26 protein-coding genes are annotated in these 25,964 nt (G+C 55.0%); 15 read left to right on the top strand and 11 right to left on the bottom strand.

Translation table 11 applies throughout. From position 1 onward, the window contains the following. Positions 1-38 precede the first annotated feature (38 nt). A complete protein-coding gene (locus B152_RS25090; protein ID WP_020591532.1) occupies positions 39-581 on the top strand; it encodes a GNAT family N-acetyltransferase in 543 nt (180 codons plus the stop codon). A 171-nt stretch (positions 582-752) separates the two neighbouring features. Beyond that, positions 753-1,280 carry a hypothetical protein gene (locus B152_RS0106190; RefSeq protein WP_020591531.1) on the top strand — a complete coding sequence of 176 codons (528 nt, stop codon included), beginning with the start codon at positions 753-755 and terminating at the stop codon, positions 1,278-1,280. A 234-nt stretch (positions 1,281-1,514) separates the two neighbouring features. Here B152_RS0106190 and B152_RS0106185 read toward each other — a convergent pair whose 3' ends face one another. Then, positions 1,515-2,096, bottom strand: coding sequence for a peroxiredoxin-like family protein (locus tag B152_RS0106185; protein WP_020591530.1), 582 nt, complete (start codon positions 2,094-2,096; stop codon positions 1,515-1,517). A 151-nt stretch (positions 2,097-2,247) separates the two neighbouring features. Here B152_RS0106185 and B152_RS0106180 point away from each other — a divergent pair, with 151 nt between their 5' ends. Beyond that, positions 2,248-3,087 carry an AraC family transcriptional regulator gene (locus tag B152_RS0106180; RefSeq protein WP_020591529.1) on the top strand — a complete coding sequence of 280 codons (840 nt, stop codon included), beginning with the start codon at positions 2,248-2,250 and terminating at the stop codon, positions 3,085-3,087. A gap of 29 nt (positions 3,088-3,116) precedes the next feature. On the opposite strand, the gene B152_RS0106175 is transcribed toward B152_RS0106180, so the two are convergent. Beyond that, the gene (locus tag B152_RS0106175) at positions 3,117-3,797 is read right to left on the bottom strand and encodes a LysE family translocator (RefSeq protein ID WP_020591528.1); all 681 of its coding nucleotides are present in this window, start codon (positions 3,795-3,797) and stop codon (positions 3,117-3,119) included. 295 nt (positions 3,798-4,092) lie between these two features. On the opposite strand from B152_RS0106175, the gene B152_RS25085 reads away from it, so the two are divergent. The 4 genes from B152_RS25085 to B152_RS0106150 all read left to right on the top strand — a co-directional run bounded on the left by B152_RS25085 (position 4,093) and on the right by B152_RS0106150 (position 7,552). After that, a complete protein-coding gene (locus B152_RS25085) occupies positions 4,093-4,971 on the top strand; it encodes a LysR family transcriptional regulator (protein WP_020591526.1) in 879 nt (292 codons plus the stop codon). A gap of 346 nt (positions 4,972-5,317) precedes the next feature. Then, positions 5,318-5,959: a PAS domain-containing protein gene (locus B152_RS0106160; protein ID WP_218044360.1), complete on the top strand. Its 642-nt coding sequence runs from the start codon at positions 5,318-5,320 to the stop codon at positions 5,957-5,959. 218 nt (positions 5,960-6,177) lie between these two features. Then, positions 6,178-6,798 carry a PAS domain-containing protein gene (locus B152_RS0106155; protein WP_020591524.1) on the top strand — a complete coding sequence of 207 codons (621 nt, stop codon included), beginning with the start codon at positions 6,178-6,180 and terminating at the stop codon, positions 6,796-6,798. Between the two features lie 217 nt (positions 6,799-7,015). Next, on the top strand, positions 7,016-7,552 hold the full coding sequence (locus tag B152_RS0106150; RefSeq protein ID WP_157230949.1) for a PAS domain-containing protein: 537 nt from the start codon (positions 7,016-7,018) through the stop codon (positions 7,550-7,552). A 90-nt stretch (positions 7,553-7,642) separates the two neighbouring features. Here B152_RS0106150 and B152_RS0106145 read toward each other — a convergent pair whose 3' ends face one another. Further along, positions 7,643-7,987, bottom strand: a complete 345-nt coding sequence (locus tag B152_RS0106145; protein ID WP_020591522.1) for a PAS domain-containing protein — start codon at positions 7,985-7,987, stop codon at positions 7,643-7,645. Between the two features lie 395 nt (positions 7,988-8,382). Between B152_RS0106145 and B152_RS0106140 the strand changes: the two genes are divergently transcribed. Then, complete coding sequence (locus B152_RS0106140; protein WP_020591521.1) at positions 8,383-8,955, top strand: PAS domain-containing protein; 573 nt, start codon at positions 8,383-8,385, stop codon at positions 8,953-8,955. Between the two features lie 63 nt (positions 8,956-9,018). On the opposite strand, the gene B152_RS0106135 is transcribed toward B152_RS0106140, so the two are convergent. Next, positions 9,019-9,420, bottom strand: coding sequence for a hypothetical protein (locus tag B152_RS0106135; protein ID WP_020591520.1), 402 nt, complete (start codon positions 9,418-9,420; stop codon positions 9,019-9,021). Positions 9,421-9,832: 412 nt separating this feature from the next. After that, a complete protein-coding gene (locus B152_RS0106130; RefSeq protein WP_020591519.1) occupies positions 9,833-10,300 on the bottom strand; it encodes a hypothetical protein in 468 nt (155 codons plus the stop codon). 410 nt (positions 10,301-10,710) lie between these two features. On the opposite strand from B152_RS0106130, the gene B152_RS0106125 reads away from it, so the two are divergent. Next, on the top strand, positions 10,711-10,872 hold the full coding sequence (locus B152_RS0106125; RefSeq protein WP_157230905.1) for a DUF1737 domain-containing protein: 162 nt from the start codon (positions 10,711-10,713) through the stop codon (positions 10,870-10,872). A gap of 227 nt (positions 10,873-11,099) precedes the next feature. Here B152_RS0106125 and B152_RS0106120 read toward each other — a convergent pair whose 3' ends face one another. Next, positions 11,100-12,023, bottom strand: a complete 924-nt coding sequence (locus B152_RS0106120; RefSeq protein ID WP_020591517.1) for a LysR family transcriptional regulator — start codon at positions 12,021-12,023, stop codon at positions 11,100-11,102. 144 nt (positions 12,024-12,167) lie between these two features. On the opposite strand from B152_RS0106120, the gene B152_RS0106115 reads away from it, so the two are divergent. The 6 genes from B152_RS0106115 (at position 12,168) to B152_RS0106085 (ending at position 17,367) form a co-directional block, all read left to right on the top strand. Next, positions 12,168-12,848: a type 1 glutamine amidotransferase domain-containing protein gene (locus B152_RS0106115; protein WP_020591516.1), complete on the top strand. Its 681-nt coding sequence runs from the start codon at positions 12,168-12,170 to the stop codon at positions 12,846-12,848. Positions 12,849-13,102: 254 nt separating this feature from the next. Continuing rightward, positions 13,103-14,119 (top strand): hypothetical protein, encoded by a 1,017-nt coding sequence (locus tag B152_RS0106105; RefSeq protein WP_020591514.1) that lies wholly within the window; start codon positions 13,103-13,105, stop codon positions 14,117-14,119. Between the two features lie 126 nt (positions 14,120-14,245). Continuing rightward, positions 14,246-14,656: a hypothetical protein gene (locus B152_RS0106100; RefSeq protein WP_020591513.1), complete on the top strand. Its 411-nt coding sequence runs from the start codon at positions 14,246-14,248 to the stop codon at positions 14,654-14,656. Positions 14,657-14,941: 285 nt separating this feature from the next. Next, a complete protein-coding gene (locus B152_RS0106095) occupies positions 14,942-15,877 on the top strand; it encodes a dihydrodipicolinate synthase family protein (RefSeq protein ID WP_020591512.1) in 936 nt (311 codons plus the stop codon). A gap of 31 nt (positions 15,878-15,908) precedes the next feature. Further along, positions 15,909-16,037, top strand: a complete 129-nt coding sequence (locus tag B152_RS26505) for a hypothetical protein (protein WP_281168710.1) — start codon at positions 15,909-15,911, stop codon at positions 16,035-16,037. Next, entirely contained in the window at positions 16,024-17,367 is a 1,344-nt protein-coding gene (locus B152_RS0106085; RefSeq protein ID WP_020591510.1) for an NAD(P)/FAD-dependent oxidoreductase, read from the top strand. Before B152_RS26505 ends, B152_RS0106085 begins: the two co-directional genes overlap by 14 nt. 53 nt (positions 17,368-17,420) lie before the next feature. Here the strand turns inward: B152_RS0106085 and B152_RS0106080 are convergent, their stop codons facing one another. The 5 genes from B152_RS0106080 to B152_RS0106060 form a co-directional block, all read right to left on the bottom strand. Beyond that, entirely contained in the window at positions 17,421-18,632 is a 1,212-nt protein-coding gene (locus B152_RS0106080) for an aminotransferase-like domain-containing protein (protein ID WP_020591509.1), read from the bottom strand. Positions 18,633-18,739: 107 nt separating this feature from the next. Next, positions 18,740-19,981, bottom strand: a complete 1,242-nt coding sequence (locus B152_RS0106075) for a GIY-YIG nuclease family protein (protein ID WP_020591508.1) — start codon at positions 19,979-19,981, stop codon at positions 18,740-18,742. Continuing rightward, positions 19,974-22,013 carry a DEAD/DEAH box helicase gene (locus B152_RS0106070; protein ID WP_020591507.1) on the bottom strand — a complete coding sequence of 680 codons (2,040 nt, stop codon included), beginning with the start codon at positions 22,011-22,013 and terminating at the stop codon, positions 19,974-19,976. The genes B152_RS0106075 and B152_RS0106070 overlap by 8 nt, the downstream gene beginning before the upstream one ends. Positions 22,014-22,172: 159 nt before the next feature. Then, positions 22,173-23,222: an endonuclease NucS domain-containing protein gene (locus tag B152_RS0106065; RefSeq protein WP_020591506.1), complete on the bottom strand. Its 1,050-nt coding sequence runs from the start codon at positions 23,220-23,222 to the stop codon at positions 22,173-22,175. Further along, positions 23,219-25,954 carry a class I SAM-dependent DNA methyltransferase gene (locus B152_RS0106060; RefSeq protein ID WP_020591505.1) on the bottom strand — a complete coding sequence of 912 codons (2,736 nt, stop codon included), beginning with the start codon at positions 25,952-25,954 and terminating at the stop codon, positions 23,219-23,221. The genes B152_RS0106065 and B152_RS0106060 overlap by 4 nt, the downstream gene beginning before the upstream one ends. Between the last annotated feature and the right edge of the window lie 10 nt (positions 25,955-25,964).

Below are 25,964 nucleotides of genomic sequence, written 5' to 3'. Positions count from 1 at the left end.
GTTCTCGGGGACGTCCGGGGCAAGCGGGAGGGAAGAATTTGAAAGAACTCTATAGCGAGCGGCTGTATCTGCGGCCCTTCAGGGCGGGGGATCAGGCCGATCTCTTCCGGCTGTATGGCAATGCCGAGGTCATGGCGATCCGCAAGATCGGCACACAGAACCGGGCCGGGAGTGACCGGCAGCTGGAGATTATTCTCGATCACTGGCAACGAAGAAACTTTGGTCTCTGGGCTGTTTTTGACCGGAAGAACGATGACTTCCTTGGAGAATGTGGCCTGCGGGAAGAAAGCGGAGAGGGCCCGGAAGAAAGCCGCGAGGTCGAGCTTTCCTATGGGTTGCTTCCGGCGGGCTGGGGCAGGGGGCTGGCAACAGAGGCGGCCGGGCTGATGATATCCTGGGGATTTGAAGAGCTGGGCTTGCCTGCCATTCAGGCTTTCGCCCGCAGTGACAATGCGGCCTCGCTCCATATTCTGCGCAAGCTTGGGTTTGTATACCAGAGCGACTTTCCGGAAGAGGGATACCGGGTCAGCCGGACCAGCCTGAAGCAAGGGGACTGGCTGAAAAAAGTTCAGCCCTGTTAACCGGGTCCGTTTTACAGGATAGCCTTAGCAGGACAGCAGGGTGCGGATCACAGATAAGGCACAATCCTCTCCTGTCTTGCGTGTTAGTATAGGGCCTGTCTTGCATGGACAAACCTTTGGGGACAAACCTGCGGGAACAGGAAGAGATCCGGAGCAGAAGGAACTGAAAAGATGAAGCAGGATATACTGAAAACCGGATTGATTTTACCCCGATTGATTTTACCCCGATTGATTTTACCGGGTTTGGTTTTACCGGGTTTGGTTCTACGGGGATTTTTATTAAAGGCACTCTGCGGCTTTCTGTTTTTGCTGACTGCTGCTTGCGGACAGGAGGAAAGCGGGCAAGAGGATGGTCTGGCAAAGTTTTTTGAAAAAGATCTGGCCGAAAAAGCGGCTGTGGCTGATCTTGTCGCGCATGTGAAGGTTACCGGATTTACGCTGGAAAAACAGAGCGGGGATCTCTGGCTTTACCGGATCGAAGCTGATGTGCTGGAAAGCTTCAGGGGGCCGTCACCGCAACAGCTGGTTTTTGAACAATGGATTGCCGAGCGCCCGGATCAGGGAGCGATTGGAGACAGCGTGATCGTGGCGTTGCACCGCTCGCCTACGGATGATGTCTATTTTGTTCCCGAAGGCGGCTCGGCTTTCCCAGATGATGAGAACCTGTTGAAAACAGCCCGGAAAGTACCGGAAAAATAGCTCCCAAAATAGCTCCCAAAATAGCGCCCTCAAATAACGTCCTGTGGACTGTCTTTGAAAAACAAATACCCCCGGCATGATCGCTTGTGAAATGATCGCCGGGGGTATTGTTTCTGGCCCCCCCAGACGCTCGCAAGCCAGGGGAAGCCAAAAACCCAACTGAAAAACCCAGACTGTTTGTGCTGTTGGTCTGGGGCTTGTTCCTTGATCGGAAACAGTCAGCGGGATCAGGTTTTAGACCGCGCCGCTATATTCACCGCGACCGGGATAGTCGTTGGCCAGAATGAAGTCGAGCGCGCCGACCATCTCGCGGAAGGCGGGGCGGACAAAGGGCATGGTCTGGACAGAGGCGTAATAAAGCGTCTGGTCCGGGCGGACCATAAAGACACCGGGTTCAGAGAAAAGCGCAGGCTCTTCTATGCCGATAGAGGTGGTGCCGCGCGAGGTGGAAATATAGAGACCCCATTCCCGGGCAAGGCTGAGGGGGAGGTCATAGGCAAAGCGCAGGTTCTTGGCTTCGATCTTGTCGGCCATGGCCTGGGTGCGTTCCTGGCCATCTGAGCTGATGGCAATGGTCTTGACGCCGCGTTCGGCAAAGTCAGGGGTCAGGCGCTCAAGCTCTTTCAGATAGGTGGCACAGAGCGGGCAGTGCAGGCCGCGGTAAAAGGTAACAAGGGTGAAGTTTTGGGCCGCATCACTGCCCAGATCAAACGACCCGTGTGACAGGGTGGGCAGAGAGAGACCGGGGGTTTTCTGGCGGGGGATCAACACGTTTATATTACCTTTCGCAGTTATGACTTTGGCTTTGATATTCATTTGGGCAGATCTCCAGAAACGCTTGCGGCCTGGCGCTTGCTTGGACTGGACATCGGCGCGTTGATATTAATATAATGAACTTATAGTAACAATTTGTGCATATATGTTATCTCATCGTACCAAATTAGATTTGTTATAACAGGAGTTGGAAATGACTGAAGCGCGACCGGATCGGTTGTCGGCACTGATCAAGCGCTTTCGGGTTCAAGCGAAGGTCTTCCCGCGATCCCGCCTGAGCGACGTTGCGCAGTCTTCCCCGGCGAATTTCTATATTGCCCGGCGGGGACAGATTGCCCTGAATGATCCCCGGCTGGAGGGTCTGGAGGAGAGTGTTCCGCTGCTGGTGTTCTTCCCGCGCGGACTTCCGGCAGGAACAAACTGTCTGTTTCCAGCCGAAATGACGAAGGCAGGGGGCATCGCGCAGGTCTCGGCGTTGGTCGATACCGGCGGGGAAGCCAACCCGATTGCCCTTGCTTTGCCCGATCTGGTGATTGTCCGGCTGGATCAGGCCAAGGCCCTGCAGGCGGTTACCGATATTTTGCTGGAAGAGACAAGTGCTCCCCGCTGTGGCGGATCAGCCGTGATCGACCGTCTGTGCGAGATTGTGGTGATCCGCCTGTTGCGCCATCTGATCGAGGCAGGTGAAACCGAGGTTGGCCTGCTGGCCGGGCTGGCGCATCCCAACCTGTCGCTGGCGGTGATTGCGATCCATGAAAACCCCGACCATACCTTTTGTCTGGAAGAACTGGCGGCCCTTGCCGCCATGTCGCGCACGCAGTTTGCCAACTCCTTTCGCAACTGTCTGGGGGTGACGCCGGGGCAGTATATCTCGAACTGGCGTCTGACCCTGGCACGAATGGAGCTGGGCAAGGGCACCCCGCTGAAAGTTATCGCCCGCCGTGTCGGCTTTTCCAGCTCCGCCGCCCTGTCCCGCGCCTACTCCCGCCACTATGGCATCTCGCCGAGGCAAGAGCTGTCCCACAGTGCGTGATCAAGCTTTTACCGAAACAGAGCATGAACCTACCTGATTAAATCCGACAGTCCTGCCGAGATAAGCAACAGACCAAAGCCAAGGAAGACACAGGTGATGGTCCGGTTCATGTTGCGGATCACGGTAGGGCGACACAGCAGACCGGAGAGGCGTACGGCGAGCAGGGCGAAGCTGCTGAGGGAAACAAAGGAAAGGGTCATAAAGGTTCCGGTCATCAACAGGAACTGGGGCGCGACTGGCCGTGACTGGTCGAGGAAGAAGGGGAAGAGTGCGAGCAGGAAGGTCAGCATTTTCGGGTTGGTCAGGCCGACCACCAGCGACTGGCGGAACAGGGCCAAGGGGGTGGGGCTGATATTATGGCTGATATTCGAACTGGTATTTGGGCCAGCAGCAGAGGGAGCCGTGCCAAGGTTTTCGAAAGAAACCATGCCTCTGTTCGCGTTCTGGAAGGCCAGCCAGAGCAGGTAACTGCCCCCGGCAAGCCGCAGGAACGAGATGATTTCCGGTCTTGTTGTCACCAGCGCCCCCAACCCCAGTGACACAGCCAGACCGACGCCGCCGATGGCGGTAATGTTGCCAAGGGTGGAATAGAGCGCTTTGCGCATGCCCAGGAACAACCCGTTCTTGATTGCCAGTACGATAGCAGGGCCGGGAGCCAGAGTGTTGGCGGCGGCGGCCAGGACAAAGGTAATCCACAGTTCCTGTGACATGCTGTTTTCTGCTTTTCTGTCTGCCGGGACTGGTCCCGGATGTTCCGGAACAAATCCCGGCAATGTGATCTTTGATGGTTTGATCAAACAGAAAAACAGACATCAATAATAATAGTTTGTTTTAATAAATACATAAAATATAATGATGTGATGATATAAGATTTGGGTTCCACAAACGGGAACCTGAACCCCTTGTGGCTTCAGCCGATAGACATCAGCGCAAGGTCTTACGATTGGCCCTTTCCGGTGTTCTCAATCCGTCGTTTTGATCGGAAGACAAGAAAAGGCATCAAAGATGGATCTGCAATCCCTGCGTACCTTTAAGTTGGTTATGGATCTGGGCAGTATTACTGCGGCTGCCGAGCAGTTGCATACGGTCCAGCCCAATGTCACCGCGCGGATCCGCAAGCTGGAACAGGACCTGGGGACGGCGCTGTTTCAACGCGCCCATCGCCGCTTGATCCCGACACATGAAGCGCAGGAGCTTTTGGGTTATGCCAATGCAATGCTGTCGCTTGAGCAGGCGGCGATGAAGGCGATCAACCCGAAGGATCAGGGACATATCCGTCTGGGCTTCATTGACAGTCAGGCCGGACATTTGCTGCCGCGCTTTATCCCGGCCTATCAGAACCGGTATCCCGAGGCCGAGATTACAGTAGAAGCCGGTGTCTCGGGCTATCTCAACCGGGAGGTCGAGGATTGCCGACTGGATGCGGCTGTGGTGGTGGATCGCCGGGTGCGCAGTCGGGATCAGGACAATCTGGTCACCCATAAACTTTTTACCGAGCCGCTGGTGTATCTGGCTCCGAAAAATGTGACATCGCTGGAAGAGGCCCTGACTCTGCCGATCATGGTGCTGGTCCAGGAAGGGGGCGGCTATCGCAACTTTGCGATCGATTGGTACAGATCCCAGGACCTGGTTTCGCCCAAGGTGATGGAAATATCAACGATTGATGGTATTGTTGCCTGTATACGTGCCGGGATCTGTGCTTCTGTCCTGCCGCTTTCCATTGTGAACAGCTTTGAACTGCAAGCCCGGGTATCCCGGTTTTCGTTGCCTGGAGAGGACGCCGAAATCAGCATTGTCCTGACCCATCGCCCTGAATTGAAAGGAGACCAGCGGATCGGAAAATTGCTTCAAATCCTTCAGGGTAATCCCCGGAAGCTCAGTTGATTTTGGGGCGCCGGGCGACTTGTCAAGCTTTGCCATTCTGTAAACTAGGCGCGGGAATTACCAGAGTTTACGGGATTACAGGACAGGTGATTTACCTGGCTCTGCCTGGTTTTGGTCCTTGCTGACGCATTTGACCTGTTTTTATTTCGGGGTGTTGTTCTTGGGTTTACGGGGGGCAAGATGGGGCCGAAAATATTCATTCCCGTAAAGAGAGAAAAACAAACACTTTGTTAACCTTTCATTTACCATATATACTGGAGCTCTGTTGTCAGACTGTCCGGTCATGTTTGGCCCGGTCATGATTGGCCAGTTATGATCGGCGGGTTATGATTGGCGAGGAAACAAGTTGGGTGAGGCATTATTGAAGGATTACCATCCTATCGATTTCAGACACTCAAAAAGCCGGAACCTCTTTGAGTACTGGCAAAGTTTGCCGCGGCAGGACCTGGTGCCTTTCCGGCAGAGTTTCCTGCCGGAACAAGTGCCTTCGCTGCTTTCGACCATGTTGCTCTACGAACTGGTTTCTCCGGACTATATCAAAATTCGCCTGTTAGGCACCTTGATTGCCGACCGCTTTGGAGCGTATCGGACCGGGACCAACTATCTGGATTTTGTCGAAGAAAGCCGCCGGAAAAATGCCGCCGAAGCCCTGTGGGCCCTGGCCAAACATCCCTGTGGCATGCGGGTATTCCTGAAACAGGAACTCTGGAGCGGGCGCAATGCCCTGCTGGAGACCGTTGGACTGCCACTGCTGAATGATACTCCGGGCGGAAATCCTCTGGTTATTTTCCAAAGTAATGAAGTTTTTCAGGACCATGATGGCGAGTTTATTGAAAAACGTCATGCCAACGGGAATCCTCCCGAAGCAAATACGTTGCTCGACAGACCGGGGCAGTCAGGCACAAAAACCCAGACCCGGTACATCCATCTCAATCGCCGGGAGTATTTTGATGTCGGGGCTGGCATAAGTGATTTTGTGGATCACTGAAGCTTGTGCATCCCTTTTTCTGTCCCGCCACCGAGGCGCTGTGGCACAGTCGGCAACCATTGCGTTTTTGGAGCTTTACCTTGGGTTACCACTGCGAGCGATCAAGCCAGTAAATAGTCTATAAGATATTGTTGTTACTTGTAATAAGGTGATTTTCCGGTGATGATGTTTCCGTTTTTAAGCTGCGGGAACAAGGGTGTACGGGAAAAGGCGGGGGAATGGTGGAGTTCAGGCATAAAAAGACCCGGGTCTTTTTTGACTATTGGCAAGCGCTGCCCCGGAAGGATCTGTTGCCCTGCCGCAGTGACTTTCGCCCGGAAGAGCTGCCTTCTCTGATGACCAACTTCATGATCTATGAGCTGGTTTCCAGGGACTATATCAAGGTCCGTTTGCGCGGGTCGGTTCTTGGGGATCGACTGGGGTATCGCGGTGTCGGGGATAATTACCTGGATCTGGTTGAGAAGGAACGTCGTCCCAAGGCGTCAGAATCTCTTTGGGCTATGGGAACCCAACCCTGTGGGATGTATGTTATCATCGAACAGGAACTCAAGAGTGGCCTGATGGTCAAGATGGAATCCCTTGGGCTGCCCTTTTCACAGGCTGAGGGAAAGGCGCCCCTGATTATTTTTCAAAAAAACGAGATCGATTGCGAACAGGCGCAGGAGCTTGCAGAGGCTGCGCCAGAAATAATGCCCAAGGGAGATGAGCCGAAAGCAAACGGACCGGACGCTTTGACTGCAATGTCTGAGCCCGGCGATCGGGATCGCCCCCGTTTTATTCGTCCGCTGGAACGGGTTTTTATCGATATCGGGGCGGGAATCTCGACTTTCCGTGATTAAAGGGAACCAGCTCATGTGTTTTCCCGCAAGATCTTAACAATATTTTATCCGGGACCAGATAGGCTTGTGCTGCTGCAGGGCTGTTTGTCGGCTTCCGATCCTGCCGTTGTAAGTTTGTCTTATCTAAAGTAATGTTTTGTCAGAGGAAAACACAAACATTCAGGGTTTATGTTTGTGATCTATTGCCGAGATTTTATGAGATGGCGAGGGTAGAAAAATAATAGAATTCAGGCATCCCAACAGCCAGAGTTTTTTTGATTACTGGTCAAGCCTTCCCCGCGAAGGTGTTTTGCCGTTACGAAGCTCTTTTCTGCCCGAGAAAATACCCCGTCTTTTGCCGACCCTGAGTATCTACGAGCTGGTTTCCGAGGATTTTATCAAATTCCGTCTGGTTGGCTCGACGATACGTGAACGGGTTGTCGAGAACTATACGGGAAAAAATTATCTGGATTATGTCGCGCCGGAGCGGAGGGCAAAAGCGAGTGCATCACTTTGGGCGCCAATGAAGCAGCCTTGTGGTATGCGGGTTTTTTCCAACTATAATCTTTCGACTGGCCGGACGATTTTCCTTGAGGTGGTGGTGTTGCCGGTTTTAAACGACCTGGGTGAAAACCCCGTGATCCTGCTGCAGAGCAACGAGATCAAAGCGCGGGACAACCGCTCGCCCGAAGAAGCCGAAAACCTGAAGGTTATTACGGTGGCTGGACGGGATTTTTTTGACATTGGTGCAGGTCTGTCCGACTTCAAAGATTGAGTGCCGGATGATATCAGGCAGGTTACCGGACTGTTCTGTAGAGACTTTTCGCGAAACACTACGCCGAGAAACGCCTGTCGTTGCCTGCTATTAACTAAAAGCCATCAGGGTGAGCGTCTTGGTGACCACGATGTCCCGGGTGTTGTCTTCCGGATCATGATCAGCCAGAGGCTGGGTGATCTGGTGCCAGTGCTGGTGTTCCTTGTCGAACCAGTCGAAAACACCACAAAGCCAGGTGGGGGTCAGGTTTGACAGTACCTCGCGGTGTGTGGCCCGCAGTATCTCGCTGGTTCCGGGACCTGCGTCGCTGAGATAGTGCCCGGTAGGTTCTTGCCCGCTTAACTCTACCAGACGGGTGCCCCAAAAGGTGGTCTGAAAATCCTGTTGTTCGGTTATCCAGCGGTTAACAATCATGGACGGCCAATAGGGCAGCATTGCCCTGGTACTCTGTATCTGTTGTCTGGTCAGAATACCCCCCTCCCGGATATGATCACAAAGAGACTGGAATGCAACAAGTTCCGGGTGGTGGATACTTTCTTCCCTGTTGCGCTGGATCGAGTTGATTGACCTTCTCCCCGGCTAAAATTTACGGTCAAAGTTTTGAGCGTGTTGTCTTTATCAGTGTAGCTTGAAGCGACAGAATTTTCCATCTGTGATTTAGATGTGTTTATAAAATATTTCCTATGGTGGTGGGGATGTGGTCTCCCATGCTTTTCCCCCGAGGAAAATATACAAGAATGCAGGAAGGGTGTTATTGTTAAGCTCTGGAGAAGGTAAAGGCTCTGTGATAGAGGAAGCCCGAGGAGCCGTTTATGCCGGGAGCCAGAGTGATGAAAGATCAATCGGGATCAGACAGGGGCGAGAAGATTATTAAATTTGAGCACCCGCACAGTGTCGCATTTTTTGAGCACTGGCAATCCCTCCCGCGGGAGGGACTGTTGCCTTTACGCAGTTCTTTCCTGCCGGAGAGAGTTCCCAGACTATTATCCACCCTGAGTATCTATGAGTTGGTTTCCCGGGATTTTATAAAATTCCGCTTGATTGGGACAGCAATCCGCGAGCGTATGGGGGCTGACATGACCGGGAAAAATTACCTGGATTTTGTCGATCCTGCCCGGCGGGAGAAATCCGGTGGGTCTTTCTGGGCCGTGGTTGAGCAGCCCTGCGCCATGCGGGTTATTTCCAACCATGCCATGACCTCTGGTCGGCATATGTTTCTTGAGGTACTGATGGTGCCGGTGGAAAACGATATGGGGGCGAACCCGGTTGTGCTCTGTCAGACCAATGAAATAAATAAACCCGGGAAAGATGAGTTTCATAACCCGGACGGTCTGAAGCTTGTGACCGTTTCAAACCGGGAATTTATCGATATTGGTGCGGGGCTTTCCAGCTTTCGCGACTGAAGCCCTGCTCTATTCCGTTATGCCCTGTTTATTGTTCTTCGGGGTATCGTCCTTTGGGCTTTTTTATCCGGCAAAAACCAGAAACGAAATTGTTGCCGACAGATCTTTTTCGGCAGGATTCTCGCGGGTCAGGGGCAGGGTAACCTGATCCCAGCGGCGGTGTGATTTGTTGAACCAGTCAAGTTGTCCGCCCAGATATAAGGGTTCGCCGGTTTTAATCACCTCGGCATGGCTGTGGTGCAAAATTTCCCCGGTTTCTCCTCCGGCGGACCGAACATGCTGCCCGGTCTGTTCCAGGCCGCAGGCTTCGACCAGTCTGGTGCCCCAGAAGGTGGTGAGAAAATCATTGGCGTCACTGTCCCATCGATTGACAATCATCGAAGGCCAGAAAGCCAGAAAGGGGCGGGTTTGCATCTGTTGCAGAGACAGGGGCGCATCATTTCTCAGTGGATTACAAAGAGACATGAATTTTCTGATTTCCGGATGGGCCATACTTTGGGGATGGTTGCGGATAATGCTGCTTATATCACTCTCCCCGACTGCTGTCCGACCATGCGACCCCGGCAGCTAGACTGAATTTGAATCTGAAAACGAAGGGTTCATTCGATGTTGCCGGAAGTATAGCATCATACAGGAGTATGTCATTATTTTATTCAGGAAAAGGAGGTGTTTAGCAAAAAATTCATATTTTACTTTGCAGGTTATTCGCCTGTCTATCTGGCAAGGTTCCATCCTGTCTTTATCGATTGCTGAAACTGTTATGAGATCTTTTCTGTCCGCGTCCTAATCCGTAACCCGGGGAAGGGGACAGAGAAAGGTTTCCTGCAAGGGACCTGTCGGCGGGTCATGCGCTATGACAACCAAACCGAGCTGCTGGTCATTGATCAGTTTTTTTTTGATCAAAGCTGACATAGGCCAGGGTCTCGCTGACCGATCCGTCGCGTTCAAGCGGGAGAATAACTGCGTTGAGCTGCTGAAAGTCTTTGTTCAGCCAGTGGATGGTGGTGCTGAGATATACGGGCTTGAGCTGTGTGATCACATCGTGATGGGCCTGCCAGAAGATGTTTTCTGTTTGGGGAAATTCGCCGCGCCTGATGTATTTCCAGCTCAGATCCATCCCATAGACAGTGGCAAGACCTGACCCCCAGTAACTGTAGAGGAAGTCCTGCTTTTCCGCGTCCCAGCGGTTGAGAATAAGCGTTGGCCAGTAGGACAGAAAAGGTCTGTTCTGGATCAGGGGTATAGTCATGTACCCCTGGCCACGGGCTTTGTCGCAGAGCCGGAGGAATTCGGCAATATCTGGATGATTAACCGTGGCTTCCTGGTTGATATAAATTTCCGGCACGACGTGCTTTCTGAAAACAGTAAAATATATTGGCACAGCTGTCTGACGCGTCTGTTCGACAATAACAATAAGGTGGCGAAGGGCCTTTGGGAAGGATTTTGGCAGCAGTTGCCCTCATTAGTTTCCGGATTTGTTTTCTGCATTTTTTCTGCAAGGGGCTGACCGGCAAGGCCGCAGGAAGAGAATATCCAGAGGGATCGGGGAAGTAGATATTTTGATCCTAGCGACGACCTTGTCTGGAATTTTTAGATCCTTTTAATATTTCTGCGGCATAGTGATGCTGAGGTAAGTGCGCTGCAGAGGTCACCCTGAAATCGGGATTTCTGTTCTGTTGCAATACCTTCTGAAATAATATGTGGCGCAGATTCCTTGCTATTGGAACTCTGGTCATTGGACAAGGGGAAGTCGGAATGAGAGAATACAAGCTGATCCTGGAACACAGTCAGGATGATCTGAATAAAAAGATAACCGACATGCTGAACAAGGGGTGGGATGTCAGCGGTAATCTTGTGGTTGATAAAGATGATGAAGGTTTCCCTTATTTCTATCAGGCGATGATCAAACAAGGGTAATTCCTGGCAGGGATAATTTCCGGCACAGCTTTTCTTTTATCCTTCGGATGTATTGCGTGGAGGGGGCTTCTGTTGAAGCCCCCGAAAGTACTTTCTGCTGTTTTGCTGGCTTGGCATGGTTCCAGCAACTTTACGTCAATTTGCTGCAGATCTCGGACTGTCCGGCAGTATCCTTCATGTCTCTTCACTTCTGGATTGCCTCGCCATTTCTGGTGTGTCCGCCGATTTCAGGTTTTCTGATTATCGGACAGAAAACCTTCTGCGGGTTGTTGCCCGCTCTTGGGCAGTTCCAGGGCCAGATAATCAATCAGCATTCTGACTTTCAGGCTTGAGGCCGCGCCGGGGGGATAGACCGCAAAAAGATCCAGTGGGGCGAGCTGATAGTCTGGCAGCAGAACCTCCAGCGTGCCTTCGGGCAGATCCCACAGTTCATGTTCCGGCAGAAGGCCGAGCCCGTGTCCGCCCAGCACAAACTGAAGCCGGGCACCGGCGTTGTTGGTATGCACGGGGCCATTGACCCTGATGGTGACCTGCTGCCCGTCGCGCACAAGGTTGATCTGGCTCGTCTGGCGGCTGTAGACCACCCAGTTGTGATTGGCGAGTTCCTCTGGGTTGGCGGGGCGACCAAACTGTTCCAGATATGCCGGGGTGGCGCAGATCACCCGCTGGACCGAGCAGAGCTTGCGCGCCATCATGTTTGAAATCTGCAGTGGCCCGGCCCGGATGGCCAGATCATATCCGCCTTCGATCAGATTGGTGATCTGATCGGTCAGCTCGACCTCTAGCTCGACTTTGGGATAGAGCTGGCGAAAACTGCTGAGCAGGGGAACGATACGTTTCAGGCCATAGTTGGTTGAACAGGTGATCGACACCCGTCCTGTCGGTTCGCTGCTCAGGGCCTGAAGCCGACGGCTGGCTGCTTCGGCCTCATCGGCAATGATTTTGCAGCTTTGATAATAGTCCTGCCCCGCGTGGGTCAGGCTGAGGCTGCGTGTGCTGCGGTGAAGCAACCTGACGCCGAGCCGTTCTTCCAGTTGCTTGACCTGGTGGCTGATCGCGGCGCGTCCGACACCGGATTTGCGGGCTGCCTCGGCAAAGCTGCCGCTTTCCACCACCCGGGCAAAGGTCACCATGCCGCGCAGCTCGTCCATTTCAAGCCTCTTATTGTCAAATTATTTGATACATAATGTAGATCAGGAGGCTTATTCACTTCAAGTGCCTAACGAATTATCTTTGCTTCAGACGCCAACCAAAGCATCTGTAACCCCAAAGTATCTGTAGTTAAGGACACGACGATGAATATTCTGATGATTTTGACTTCCCACGAAGATTTTGGAACCAGCGGTCGCAAGACCGGTTTCTGGATGGAGGAATTTGCCGCTCCCTATTACCGCTTTCTCGATGCAGGGGCTTCGGTGACAATTGCTTCCCCCGCTGGTGGACAGCCACCTGTGGACCCTGCCAGCCTCGGCGATGATTTCAAAACCGCTGAAACCCGTCGCTTTGCCGAAGATGATCAGGCCCAGGCACAGCTGGCCAACAGCAAAAAGCTGGAAGATATCGCGGCAGCTGATTTTGATGCGGTTTTCTATCCCGGGGGCCACGGCCCGCTTTATGACCTGACCGACAACGCGGCCTCGCTGGCTCTGCTGACACAATTCCACAGCGACAACAAGCCGATCGCCGCGGTCTGTCATGGGGTTGCTGCGCTGGTAAAGGCGCAGACAGCCGACGGAGCAGCACTGGTCAAGGGCCTTGAGGTGACAGGCTTTACCGACAGCGAGGAAGCCGCGGTTGGGGCCACAGATCTCGTGCCCTATTCGGTGGAACAGGAACTGCAACGCGCCGGGGCAACCTTCCGTGGTGCTGCTGACTGGGCCGATTTTTCGATCCGTGATGGTCTGATGATTACCGGCCAGAACCCGGCCTCTTCCGGTTCAACGGCCGATCGCTTGCTCGAAGCGCTGAAGCGATAGAGCGGGAGAGTTGGCGCGGGCAGGATTGGACGCGATTACTGCGGTTCTTTCCCCCTGCTGAACGGGATAATCAAGCCAGGCCTGTATGATCAGGGCTGTCAGAATTTCTGTTGAGATCCTGGCAGCCCTGGTGCATTTTTGTTCGGGAGAAAGCTTGTGCCGAGATGCTTTTATCAGAAGCCGCTTTACTGGGCAGGCAGACAAGGAAGACAGATAAATCGGTTTATCCGAATTCTGTAACAGGGGGAAAAAGCATGATTATTCGAGCAGCACTGGTGGGGCTGGGCAGCGTCAACCGCCATCTCATGACCATTCTGGCGGATAAAAAAGACCGTCTGCAGCAGGATCACGAGGTGGAAATCCGTCTGGTGGCGCTGGTCGACAGCCGCGGGGTTGCCGCGAGCCAGGATGAGCAAGGGTACGATCCGCGAGAAATCCTTGCGGCCAAGCAGGCGGGGAAATCCACCGCTGACCTGCCGGGCTATCAGCCGGGGCGTTCCATGGTGGAGCTGATCGAGACGCTGGACTGCGATCTGGTATTTGAAGCATCACCGGTGGATCTGGTAACAGGTGGACCGGGGCTGGAGGTCACACGCAAGGCTTTGGCCCGGGGCATCACTGTGGTGCTGGCGAACAAGGGGCCGCTGGTGCTGGCCTATCATGAACTGCACGAACTCGCTGCCCGTTCTGGTGCCGGGCTGGGCTTTAGCGCCACGGTCTGCGGCGGCCTGCCGATTATCAATATGGGACGGCGCGACATGATCGCCGGGGATATCAGCCGCCTGCGCGGCATCTTTAACAGCACCAGCAATTTTATTCTCGGGGAAATGGCAACAGGACGTTCCTATGACGACGCTCTGGCCGAAGCCCAGCGCCGTGGTATCGCCGAAACTGACCCGAGCCTGGATGTCGGCGGTTGGGATACCGCCAACAAGCTGGTGATCATCGCCAATGCCATCCTGCGGATGAAAGTGGGACTGAAGGACGTCGCCGTCGCAGGCATCACCGACATAACCCCGGCCATGATCACCGCCGCCGCGAATGAAGGCAAGGTATACAAACTGGTCGCTTCTGCCGAAGGTGGCAAGCTCTCGGTCGCGCCGCTGGCCCTGCCCAAAGACGATTTCCTCGCCCATTGTGACGGCTGGGAAATGGGCGTCGAGATCCACAGCGATATCTATGGCATCATGTACCACAAACTCTGGGAACGCGAACCGACCCCCACCGCCGCCTCAATGCTGCGCGACGCGGTGAATATTATCTGCGGGTGAGGGGCAGTTCCTGCCCACGACTTTAAAGGGATAATCTACTTGCGGGCTAGAATGATTTATTCCCGATTTAGAAACTGTTTGCCAAGTGTTGAACCCAATAGGTGAATTTGACCAGAGGAAAACCGAATGGACAATCTGATTGTTGTAAATGACTATGACCAGTTTCTAAAGCGATTTTGGTTCTTTTGTGATTCTGTCGTTCAGTCGTATGAAGTAAGATATACTGAGGGATCAGGGATTATTTTAAACATCTTGATAAATACCCGCGATTATTCAGATGAAGAGAATGTCGAATGGGTATGCGCTTTTGTGTCGTTGGTTGGTGTTGAAGAATACGGGTTGAAAGAGAGCCGCAAACTTTCTAACCAAGTTATTTCAGATGGTATTAAAATATTACAATTTGCGGGTTTCATCGGGGTCGAGTTTGGGGGCTATCCAGATTCAACGTTTACACGTGAAGACTTACAATCTTCACCCGCTTATGCCTTGTGTAAGTCGATTAACTACAGAGTAATGCCATATGTTGAGAGTGCATAACTCTGGGAACGCGAACCGACCCCCACCGCCGCCTCAATGCTGCGCGACGCGGTGAATATTTTCTGCGGGTGATTGTATGTGGGGATTTTGCGGGTGAGGGGGGCTCGCCGATCGGCTGTTGTTATGGGCAGGTGGGATGTATAAATTTCATCACTCATAAATATTGTATACATATTGTATTTTTAATCGTATGTTGCATCAATAATCAGCTGTTGGATTCCAGAAATCTGCCTGATTTAGGGGGTAATGTTACCTCTTGATTTTACTGGATCAGCAGGAGGGCACATGGCCCCGCATAAGACAACATCGCCGATGATGACATTCTCGGGGATCTATACGCCGCTTGTGACCCCGTTTCATGAAGGGGGATCGATCAATTATGACGCGCTGTCTGCGGTGATCGAGAACCTGATCGACAAGGGCGTCCACGGTCTGATCAGCGGGGGCTCGACGGGCGAGAACTATGCCCAGAGTGTTGCCGAGCGGCTGGAGATTGCCCGCTTTACCAAGGAACAGATCCGGGGGCGCTTGCCCTTGATTGTCGGGACAGGGGCGATGATGACTTCTGATTCCATCGACCTGGCCCGTGGGGCGCGGGAAATGGGGGCCGAGGCCATTCTGGTGGCGACCCCGCCCTATTCCGTACCAACTGAAGAGGAAAACGCCCTCAATGCCCTGGCGATAGACCGGGCGGCTGACCTGCCGATCATGCTCTATAACTATCCCGCTCGCATGGGTGTTTCCATGGGCGAGACCTTTCTGGATCGGGTCGGGGGGGCGCGCAATGTCTGCGCGATCAAGGAGAGCTCGGGCGATATCAACCGCCTGCATCTTCTGGCCCGGGAGTATCCGCATATCCAGATGGCCTGTGGCATGGATGACCAGGCCCTGGAATTTTTCGCCTGGGGCGCGCAGAGCTGGGTTTGTGCCGGATCAAACTTCCTGCCCGAAGAACATATCGCGCTTTATCAGGCCTGTGTGCTTGAGGGCAACTATGACAAGGGTCGTCGGATCATGTCGGCGATGATGCCGTTGATGCGGGTGCTGGAACAGGGCGGCAAGTTTATCCAGTGCGTCAAACAGGGCGTGACCCTGAACGGCATTGATAGCGGGCCAATGCGCCCGCCGCTCCTGGGGCTGGATCAAGAGGAAAGACAGACGCTGGAACAGGTGATCCGGCAATTGAGGGCCGAGATTGCAACAATCCGGGCTGAGGGCTGAGGGCCGAGAGTTGAGGACGGGGGCTGAGGCGGTGCAATACCTGACGGGAAAAGGCGATATCGGGGCGGCGGCGTATCAGCGCCTGAGTGCGCCAGAGAAGATACTCGTCATCCAGCAGGCAAAACAGTTCGGGGCAGGTTCGGTGCATGACAGTCTATAAGGCAAAGCGTCTCCCCCGCCATAGCGGCCTTGCCGCCTGGCGCGATATCCTGCCGCCGCAAATGCCCGGAGCTGCGTTGGAACATGATTTGACTGCCGACTTTGTCGTGGTCGGGGCGGGCTTTGCAGGCCTGTCGGCCGCGCGTCGTCTTTCCCAGCTCAACCCCGGAGCAAGGATTGTGGTGCTCGAAGCCGGGGCACTGGCCGAAGGGGCCGCCGGACGCAATTCAGGTTTTATGATCGACCTGCCGCACGATCTGGCTTCGGACGACTATGCCGGGCAGGGCGAACAGGCCGACCGCGAGATCATTGCCCTCAACCGCAAGGCGATTGATTTCGCCCGCGAGGCCGTGGCGGAATACGGCATCAACCCTGCCTTTTTTGATCCTGTTGGCAAGGTCAATGGCGCAGCCAGTCCGGCAGGTGTGGCCCACAATGCCGCCTATGCCCGCCATCTGACACGGCTGGGCGAGCCGCTGGAAATGCTGTCTGCCGCGGATATGGCCGACATGACCGGAAGCCGCCATTATCTGTCCGGGCTCTATACGCCGGGAACGGTGATGCTTCAGCCCGCGGGCTATATTCAGGCGCTGGCCCAAGGGCTGCGGCAGAGGCTCGATATCTATGAGAACAGCCCGGTCACCAGCTTTGCCCGCTCTGGTCCGGACTGGAAACTGACCTGCCCCAGGGGCAGTGTCACCACGCCTAAAATCATTCTCAGCGTCAATGGTCATCTGGAAAGCTTTGGTTTTCTGCCGGGGCGGCTGATGCATATCTTTCTGTTTGCCGCCATGACGCCGGATCTGGATACGGCTGTGCTCAAGACACTGGGCGGGCGATCGCGTTGGGGCATCACCCCGGCTGACCCCATGGGCACAACCCTGCGCCGGATTGACAGCGCCCAGGGCGGCAACCGGATCATCACCCGCAGCTGTGCAATCTTTGCGCCGGATATGCAGACCTCGCCGGGGGAACTGGCAACTGCTCAGAAGGTGCTGCACAAGAAATTCGCGGCCCGGTTTCCCAGACTGTCCGGCATGAAAATGGACTACAGCTGGGCTGGGCACCTGTGCCTGAGCAAAAATGCCGTCTCGGTCATGCGCGAGCTGGAGGAAAACGTCTTCTCTGCCTGTGTCCAGAACGGCCTCGGCACCACCCGCGGCACCCTGACCGGGATCGGTGCTGCCGAGCTGGCCAGCGGCCAGAACAGCGATATCACCCGCGCCTTTGCCACCCAGGACGTGCCAAAAAAACTGCCGCCCCAGCCCTTTTCCAATATCGGTGCCACTGCCTACCTGCGCTGGAAAGAATGGCGTGCCGGGAAGGAGTAGCCCGCTTTACGGGCTGTTAAAGTTCAGGGCCTGTAACGGTAATTAAACCGACTTCAGCAACAGGACTTCAGTAACAGTCCCAGGCGTTTGATGCCTTCGTTGATGGTGGCTTCGCCGGCCTGGGAGAAGCTCAGGCGCAGGGTGTTGCCGTTGGAACCGTCGGCGAAGAAGGCGCGGCCGGGGACAAAGGCAACCCGCTGGGTCTCGATCGATTTTGCCAGCAGTTCAGCTCCGTCGAGATGTTCGGGCAGGGTCAGCCAGACAAACATGCCGCCTTCGGGGCGGTTCCAGCTTACGCCTTCGGGCATGTGCTGTTCCAGCGCGGCCAGCATGCAGTCGCGGCGGGCGGAATAGGCGGCAGAGATCTTGGCGACCTGTTTGTCAAAGCCCTTTGCCGCGACCTCGTGGATCGCGATCTGGTTGACGGTCGAGGAATGCAGATCAGCGGCCTGTTTCATCAGCACCAGCTTGGAGATCACAGGCTTGGCAGCACAGACCCAGCCGACGCGCAGGCCGGGGGCCAGGGTTTTCGAGAAGCTGCCGCAATAGAGCGTGCGGGTCTTGTCGATGTGGCCGTTGCGTTTGATATCCAGCGCCAGGATCGGCGGGATGGCATCGCCGTCATAACGCAGGGACTGATAGGCGGCGTCCTCGATCACCGGAATATCTAGATCGGCGGCGAGGTCGAGCAGGCGCTCGCGCCCGGCAAGGTCCAGGGTCTCGCCTGTCGGGTTGGCAAAGTCCACCGACATATAGGCGAACTTGACCCGGCTGTTGTTCTCAGCGGCGGTCTCGCGGTACTGTGCGGCAGAGCGGTTGCCGTTGGCGATCAGGCGATCATAGCGTGGCTCATAGGCGTTAAAGGCCCCCAGCGCGCCCATATAGGTCGGCCAGCTCACCAGCGCGGTATCGCCGGGCGAAAGCAGCAGCTTGCCCAGATAATCCAGCGCCTGCTGCGAGCCCGAGGTGATCAGGATATTGTCGATGTCACAGGGAATGCCAAGATCGGCCATCTGTTCGGCGATCCACTGGCGCAGCGGGGCATAGCCTTCGCTGACCGAATATTGCAGCGCGGTGGTGCAGAGCTTGCCGCCCAGGGTCTCGGCAAAGGCCGCCTGGAACTCTTCGGCAGGGAAAAGCGCCGGATCGGGAATGCCCCCGGCAAAGGAGATGATATCCGGCTGGTCCAGCAGCTTCAGCAGCTCGCGGATTTCCGATGCCTTCATCCGCGAAGAACGCGTGGCAAATACCTTTTCCCAGTCCATGACCCAACTCCCTTTATATGAGAGCCTAGCAGTAATGCAGCAAGGGTCTTTCTGTCAATAAAACTGATCGACCCGGGGCGGATTTTCCGGTTGAAAATACCAGAGCGCTAGACCCGCTTTTTCAGGCTGGCCGTTTCCAGATCGTAACGGTAGTCCCCGATTGTCTCGTCCCTGATTTTTTCCACCGCTTCGTCGATGACAAACAACGGCACCAGAAACCATTCGCGCGGGGTGACAGGTTTGTCAAAACGGTCCCTGATCTCGATGTCGAGGCGGGCGGTTTCAAAGACGCGGTGGATCAGCTTCTCAAGCCGGGTCCGGTTGATATTGTACAGCTCGTAGCTGGCGACAATCTCGACGTCGGCCATCAGGAATGTCGGGTCAAGTTTGGCATTGGTAAAACGGCGTTCGAGCTTGCCGCTGGTAACACCGATCTTGTGCAGTACCTCGCGGTTGGCGGTGACAACCGGATGCTGCGACTTGCTGCGCAGGACATAGATCGTGCCGCTGGCCTCGTCGTCATCGGTACTTTGGTTGGTAAAAAGCGGCCCGGCGGTTGGCGAGGTGATCCGCCTGCCAGCCTCGTCCTTGTAGAGCGCGCGTTGCAGGGAGCGCAGCAGCAGATTGCTTTCGGTGCCGTTGGAAAAAATCACCCGCAGACGGGCGTCGGTTTCTCCATTGGGGGCCTTGAGGGTCTCGCCCAGTTCGGCGACATAGGCGGTCTGCCCGCCAAGAATGAAAAACTCGCCCTGTTTGATGTCGGCTTTGAGAAAACCTGTGTCTTTGACAAATTTCCGGGTACTGCGGATCTCGTCTTTCAGTTCCTGCTGCACCCGGGCAAAGAGGGGACGGAAGGTTTCGAAATCCGCGCAGCTTTCCCGGTTGGCAATTTCCTCGGCGGCGCGTTTTTCGGCGCTTGAACGCACATGGCGCAGGTTGGTGATATCGCTCGTTTTGTCGCTCGTTTTGTTACTGCCGGACAGGCCGGTATCAGCCGCGACCTCCAGTTCGGCCAGCAGGGCGTCATCATCCATCTGGTCAAGTCGGGCGACATCAAACCCCGGATCAGCAGTGAGAAGTCCCTGATGATCAAGCGGTTCAATCAGCGCCTTGCAATCGGGAAGCACGCGCAGGCGTTCCAGCCTTGTGGCGTAAAGCCGTTCAAAGATATCCCGGTTTTCGCCGTGTTGGGGCGCGCGGCCCTGCTGTTCGACAAAACGCTGGATTTCCTCAAAACCTGCGATCACGCGTTCTTCGCGGGGGCTGCGGGCCGGGGCTTTTTTACTTTCGACCTCGACACCCAGTTCAGCCAGCAGCGCATCGTCTTCGTCTGTGAACTCTTTAGCCATTGGCGGCCTCGGCTTTCATGCGGGCGAGGAAGGCAACACCTTCGGCCATTTTCTTTTCCCAAGGGTCCGCAGCGGTGAGCGCGGGCAGGCGACCACGTTCATGTTTGAACCTGACCGCGCGCCGGGCAAGGTCGCGGGCTTCTTCCGGGGTAAGGTTGAGTTTCTTGCCAGAGAAATGGGCGTGAAAATGTTTCAGGCTTTCCTCGCTCATGGTCTTGGCAAGGATGGCATAGGCCTCGCCAAAGGGATTAACACTGTCGATCAGATCAACATCGAGCTTGCGCACGTCCATGGCATATTTACGCACCCCGTCAATCAGGGCGGTATTGCCTCTTTCCCCGATGTCATCACCAAGGGCGATCTGTTTGGCCTGCTGGGTCAGGTTGAGCGCGGCAATGGCATGCTGGCGCACGGCTTCCTGATCTTCGGCGTCCAGTTCAGGAAACCTGTCCTTGACGATCTTGCCCATGCGCAACTGGGTCAGTTCTTCGGGCACCAGTTCCTCGTCAAACAGGCCGCGTTCGATTGTCTGTTTGTCCTGGACAAAGGCGGTGATCACCTCGTTCAGGTCTTCCTTGCAGATGCGTTCGGCCTCTTTTGATTTCGGTTCGGCCAGACCTTTGATCTCGATCTGGAACTGGCCGCTGGCCTCGTTGAAACCGACGTTGGCTTTTTGCGGATCATAGCCACCTTCGCCATAGTCGAAGCCCTCTACCGCAGTGTTCTGCGGCGTTTTGGGGGTGAAATTGAAGCGCGGGGCCAGAACCTGTTCCATCAGCAGGCTGGCGGCGATGGCCTTGAGGGTATCGTTGACCGCCTCGGTCACGGCTTCTTCAGACGCATCGGGTTCGGCGATCAGGTTGGTAAAGCGGGCGCGGGTCTTGTCCTTGGCATCGCGGGTCGCCCGACCAATGATCTGGATAATTTCGGTCAGGCTGGCACGATAGCCAACGGTCAGCGCGTGTTCACACCAGATCCAGTCAAAACCTTCCTTGGCCATGCCCAGGGCGATGATGATATCCACATGGTCGCGGTTGTTTTTCTGCGCCGGGTCTTTCAGCGCCGCCGATACCCGGTCGCGCTTGGCGGCTTCGTCATCAACCAGATCGGCGATTTTCAGTATCCGGCCCTGCGGGGTTTTAACCAGTTGAAATCCGGTTGCCGGGTCGCTGCCCTGCCAGTCGCCCAGCGCGTCGATAATGTGTTCGACCTCGCGGTGTTTGTCCTTGGTGCTTTCGCGCGAATTGACGCTGGGAATATGCACGATGGTCTTTTCAGCCGGGTTCAGGACCTCCAGAATACTGTCCGCATAGGAACCGCTATAGAAAAAATAGCCGATGTCCAGGGTCTTGAGATATTCATAGCCGTTGAGCTGTTCGTAATAGCTGTAGGTCACACTATCGAACCGGGCTTCGGCCTCCGGGGTCAAAACGGCCTCGGCATCGCCCCGGAAATAGGACCCGGTCATGGCGATCAGGTGCACCTTGTCGCGGGCGATGAAGTCGCCAAGATGCTGCCCCAGTCTGTTGTCGGGGTTGGCAGAAACATGGTGGAACTCGTCCACCGCGATCACCCGGTTGTCAAAGGCCTCGACCCCGAAGCGGTCCACGGCAAAGCGGAAGGTCGCGTGGGTGCAGACCAGGATCCTGTCGTCACTTTGCAGAAATTTTTCCACCGCATTGACCTTGCCGCCATCCTCGCCCGGTGCGTTGCAGAGGTTCCATTTCGGCGTAACGGTCCAGTCGGTCCAGAAACCGAATTTTGAAAGCGGTTCATCGGCGAAGCTCGACCCGATCGAGCGTTCCGGCACGACGATCACCGCCTGTTTCAGGCCCTGGTTGGCCAGCTTGTCGAGCGCGATAAACATCAGCGCCCGGCTTTTGCCCGATGCGGGCGGCGATTTGATCAGCAGATACTGCTCACCGCGCTTTTCATAGGCGCGTTCCTGCATCACCCGCATGCCCAGCTCGTTCGGTCTGGTCGAGCCGCCATTGCGGGCATAGGTCACGCTGACAGAGGGAACTGATTTCATGCTATTTTTTCTTTCTTGCTGAATTGGCTTGCTGAATTGGCTTGCTGATTGTGCAATTTTTTCCAGCTCTTCCAGTTCGCTGACGTCCAGCTCGGATTTTGTCTCGGCAAGCCTGCTGGCGGGAGTTCAGCTTGTTACATGGAGCGAGATCAAAGACCGTCATGCGCGGTCCTCCTTCACGTCAAACTGTTCTTTCAGATAATCGACCGTCTCTTGATGGCGAATTTTGCAGACCACGTTCTGGTTGGAGAAAATGCCACTGAAAGTGCGCGCGTCGTTGGTCGCAACAGTCTTTTGCCAATCCATTCCGACTACATATGCACAATTGTCAGGGTCATCCGAATTCTCGGTCAAGTAAACCTTAGGCACTGCATCAATCAATTTCCGACCATCTTGTAGAACATAATCGGTCGCTGCCACTTTTTCAGACGTGACAATCCCATAGCCTAGATAGCCGTTCTTTTTCTGATAGTAGAAAACCTTGTCACCAACCGAGAGTTGATCAAGTCTTTTTGTAAAGAACTGTTTGCCACTAGCGGTGAAAAAGCCGTGCTGCCGCATATCTTCCCAAGGTCGATCTTCTTCCACTCCACCTGTGACATAATAATAACCGGACCAAGGCGCTTGTGCTTTTTTTACAGCACGGTCTTTGACTTCCTCCTGATCCAGTAATGCGTCGGTTGTCAGCCATTCCTGACCATTGGCCTCGAACACGTTAAAGAACGCGGCATTAATACCAACATCATGTTCTTCAGACAGATACTCGATGATCCGCTTCGTGCCTTCGTCTACTTCACTGGCTACGACGACCATCTGGTGCGAGGCATTTAGCGTTTGAGGAAGGCTTGTTCCGAATTTTTCGCGATATGCTTTGGCCAATGACAGATCGAGAGACAATGCCAACGCGTGAACATCGCCCGTGCTGAGACGGCGTACCCAAGAGGCATAATCCAATACCTGTGCCACAATGTCCCGAGGACTACGGTCTCGTTTTAATTCAATGATGACAAGATTGCCGCCCTCATCCATGGCCAAAACATCGATAAATTTTCCATGATCCGTGGCAATCTGACGGCCAATGACAAAACCATCCACGCCAATCAAGGTCAAATCATCCGCGACCCAAGCCTCAATCTTGGTTTCAAGGTCGAGAGGTTTGCGCTTTGCAGGTGTGAGTGTCGCACCATTAATTTGGTAGAGGCGGGTCATGATGCAGACACCTTGGTTGTCATTTTGGTATAAAGCTCAAACAGCTTTTCCAGCCGTTCGGTGTCGTTTTTAAAGCGGCGGCCGATATAGATGCGCTCCAGCACCTCGTCGTTGCGCTCATGCGCGGCACGCAGGTCGGGGGGCATCTGCTCTGGCGCATAGAGATCGGCGATGGTGGCGGGGAAATGCGCCTCGCGCGCCAGCAGGATATCCTCGGCGCAGCGGGTCAGATCGGCCCTGTTTTTTTCGGTCAGCGTGGGGACGGGAAAGGTGTTCCAACCGAGGGTGTTGGAGTAAGAAAACCGCATCTCAAGGCGTACGCAAACCGTGCCGATCCATGCAAGATGCAATTTTGACGTGATGATCGCGAGCGTCCAAAGCGGGGCGTTCGGAAGGTAGAATGCTTTGTTTGTCGGCACGACCGAGCGATCTGCCACACCAGCCGGAAAATACTCCCTATTCTCCGAAGATACGATTGGAACAAAAATCTTTACCGGATCGTCCCCCTTCCGCTCTCGAAATTGGTGAGGACGTTGCGCCAACTTGTTGACTGCAATATCATCGGTTTCAAGCCGATCTTTCTTGACACTCTCAATTCTTTGTCTAACACCGTCGATTGCGCTGACTTGCGCCAGTTCGTCGTCGGCAATCCAAAGGCAGTAGCGCTCCTTGCCGTTAATATATTCAGTTGAACCGATGAAACGACGAACATATTTCACTGCTAGACCACTGCCTATCAGCGCATCCTTCTCGTCCGGTTCCAATATCAGGCCTGCTGACTTTGAATAATAGACACCATACTCCATCGGAATGGAGGTAAACCTTGGCTTCTTCTCTGCCGGGACCACGGAAATGTTGTGGTCGGTCAGATACGGATTGATGTTGGCAACCGCTTGAACGTTTTCATCGGTGTAAATCTGTCGAGCCCCGTTCGGATCGCGATCTACTCCTGTTACGACAACCGTAACGCCAGCTTTGTTCGCAGCAAGGTTCGACCACTTGAACGACGTATGAGCGAAGCGAATCCTGAACCCGCGTTGCAATAGAAGTGCCCATGTAATCGGGACTTGTTGCCCTTGGCAGAGGCTATTCGTGGCCACGAATGAAAACGGCGCGTAGCAGGAATCGTTATAGAGTGCTGCTTTCATCAGCCAAGCGCCAACGTAGTCGACGTTCTTCCACTTGCTGGTAACCCCCGCGAATACTCGCTGAAGGTCATCCTTCTCTTGGGAGCCCTGCTTGCGAGTCCCCTTGAATGGCGGATTGCCGCAAATATAGGTCTCGCCGCCTTCATTCTCGAAATCGATCTGCGCTTGATCGTTCGGCGTGTGAAACAGGTCCTCTGCCTGATGCTTCACGCCGGTTCCCGTTGGCGGGCAAATGCTCAGCCAGTCCAGCCGCAGAGCGTTGCCGCAGGTGATCCAGTTCATGGCGTCGAGCGGTAGAAACTCGGCCAAGGCCTCTTTCTGCCCGCGATGGAGCACATCGCATTGGTACTCGGCGATGATGAGAGCCAAGCGGGCGATCTCGGCCGGAAAGTCGCGGAGCTCAATCCCCCGGAAATTGGTGAGCGGGATTTCGGTTCGCCGGTCCGGCTCGCCGCGCCGTCGGTTGATCTCTGCCTCAATCTCGCGCATCTGTTTATAGGCAATGACCAGAAAATTGCCCGATCCGCAGGCGGGGTCAAACACCCGGATCCGGGACATGCGCTTGCGCAGGTTGAGCAGTTTTTGCGGGCTGGTGCCTGCCTCGGCCAGCCTGTCGCGCAGCTCGTCGAGAAACAGCGGGTTGAGTACCTTCAGAATATTCGGCACCGAGGTGTAGTGCATGCCAAGCGCACCGCGTTCCTCGTCATCGGCGACCGCCTGGATCATCGAGCCAAAGATATCCGGGTTGATTTTCTGCCAGTCGAGCTTGCCGATATTCAGCAGGAAGCTGCGCGAGATTTTCGAGAAACGCGGCACTTCGGTCGAGCCGGAAAACAGCCCGCCGTTGACATAGGGAAAGGCATCGGCCCAGCGCGGCAGCTTTGCCGCTGCCCGGTCCGGGATCGCCGTGTTCATGGCGCGGAACAGCTCGCTGATCACCTGATGGCTGTTGGTACTGTCGCGGTCGCTCATCTGTTCGATGGTGGCGGTGAAAAGATCACTGCCATTGAGAATATCGGTGTCTTCGGCGAAAAACAGAAAGATCAGCCGGGCCATGAAGTGGTTCATGTCGTGGCGGCGCTCGGCGGTTCCCCAGTCCGGGTTGTCTTTCAACAGTTCGATGTACAGGCGGTTGAGCCGTCCGGTCGCCTTGATATCGAACGAGCTTTCGCGGATCTGTTTGACCGTCGTGATGCCCGCCAGCGCCAGGAAAAAACCGAAGTGATCGGGGAAGTCCTTGTACTCGCAGACAATCGGCGCATCGTCAGAGGTCAGGTCCTCGGCTTCGAGGGTCTGGCCGTCGGTGGCGAGGATGAATTTTGCCCGGGCCTTGGTCGTTGCCGGGCTGGCTTTCAGGGCGGTGAGGGTCTGGGCGACCTCGCCCTCGGCGCAGACCTTGAGGTGAATATTGTTGGTCTGGAGCAGGCCGCCTAGATCGGATTTGTTCGAGGTGCCGCTGCGCAGGCGCTTGATCGTCGCAGGCTTGTTACCAAAGGCCTCCAGAAACGCGAAGGGAAATTCCAGGCCGTCAAAGGGCTGTTCGGCGAGGGCGGAAATGGCTTCTTCAATTTCAACGGGATTCACTTGGGTACTC

Origin of the sequence: Kiloniella laminariae DSM 19542, from assembly GCF_000374005.1 — a bacterium.
Lineage (GTDB): Bacteria > Pseudomonadota > Alphaproteobacteria > Kiloniellales > Kiloniellaceae > Kiloniella > Kiloniella laminariae.
The sequence above is the reverse complement of the archived record's forward strand: the minus strand, read 5'-3'. Positions and strand labels throughout refer to the sequence as shown.

Coding starts and splice junctions, on each gene's coding strand:
- B152_RS0106140 (WP_020591521.1), top strand. CDS start 8,383: ATGAAAGATCAATCGGGATCAGACAGGGGCGAGAAGATTATTAAATTT.
- B152_RS0106125 (WP_157230905.1), top strand. CDS start 10,711: ATGAGAGAATACAAGCTGATCCTGGAACACAGTCAGGATGATCTGAAT.
- B152_RS25085 (WP_020591526.1), top strand. CDS start 4,093: ATGGATCTGCAATCCCTGCGTACCTTTAAGTTGGTTATGGATCTGGGC.
- B152_RS0106190 (WP_020591531.1), top strand. CDS start 753: ATGAAGCAGGATATACTGAAAACCGGATTGATTTTACCCCGATTGATT.
- B152_RS0106135 (WP_020591520.1), bottom strand. CDS start 9,420: ATGTCTCTTTGTAATCCACTGAGAAATGATGCGCCCCTGTCTCTGCAA.
- B152_RS0106145 (WP_020591522.1), bottom strand. CDS start 7,987: ATGCTGCCCTATTGGCCGTCCATGATTGTTAACCGCTGGATAACCGAA.
- B152_RS0106105 (WP_020591514.1), top strand. CDS start 13,103: ATGATTATTCGAGCAGCACTGGTGGGGCTGGGCAGCGTCAACCGCCAT.
- B152_RS0106085 (WP_020591510.1), top strand. CDS start 16,024: ATGACAGTCTATAAGGCAAAGCGTCTCCCCCGCCATAGCGGCCTTGCC.
- B152_RS0106175 (WP_020591528.1), bottom strand. CDS start 3,797: ATGTCACAGGAACTGTGGATTACCTTTGTCCTGGCCGCCGCCGCCAAC.
- B152_RS0106080 (WP_020591509.1), bottom strand. CDS start 18,632: ATGGACTGGGAAAAGGTATTTGCCACGCGTTCTTCGCGGATGAAGGCA.
- B152_RS0106155 (WP_020591524.1), top strand. CDS start 6,178: ATGGTGGAGTTCAGGCATAAAAAGACCCGGGTCTTTTTTGACTATTGG.
- B152_RS0106070 (WP_020591507.1), bottom strand. CDS start 22,013: ATGAAATCAGTTCCCTCTGTCAGCGTGACCTATGCCCGCAATGGCGGC.
- B152_RS0106075 (WP_020591508.1), bottom strand. CDS start 19,981: ATGGCTAAAGAGTTCACAGACGAAGACGATGCGCTGCTGGCTGAACTG.
- B152_RS0106115 (WP_020591516.1), top strand. CDS start 12,168: ATGAATATTCTGATGATTTTGACTTCCCACGAAGATTTTGGAACCAGC.
- B152_RS0106180 (WP_020591529.1), top strand. CDS start 2,248: ATGACTGAAGCGCGACCGGATCGGTTGTCGGCACTGATCAAGCGCTTT.
- B152_RS0106065 (WP_020591506.1), bottom strand. CDS start 23,222: ATGACCCGCCTCTACCAAATTAATGGTGCGACACTCACACCTGCAAAG.
- B152_RS0106095 (WP_020591512.1), top strand. CDS start 14,942: ATGGCCCCGCATAAGACAACATCGCCGATGATGACATTCTCGGGGATC.
- B152_RS0106120 (WP_020591517.1), bottom strand. CDS start 12,023: ATGGACGAGCTGCGCGGCATGGTGACCTTTGCCCGGGTGGTGGAAAGC.
- B152_RS0106185 (WP_020591530.1), bottom strand. CDS start 2,096: ATGAATATCAAAGCCAAAGTCATAACTGCGAAAGGTAATATAAACGTG.
- B152_RS0106100 (WP_020591513.1), top strand. CDS start 14,246: ATGGACAATCTGATTGTTGTAAATGACTATGACCAGTTTCTAAAGCGA.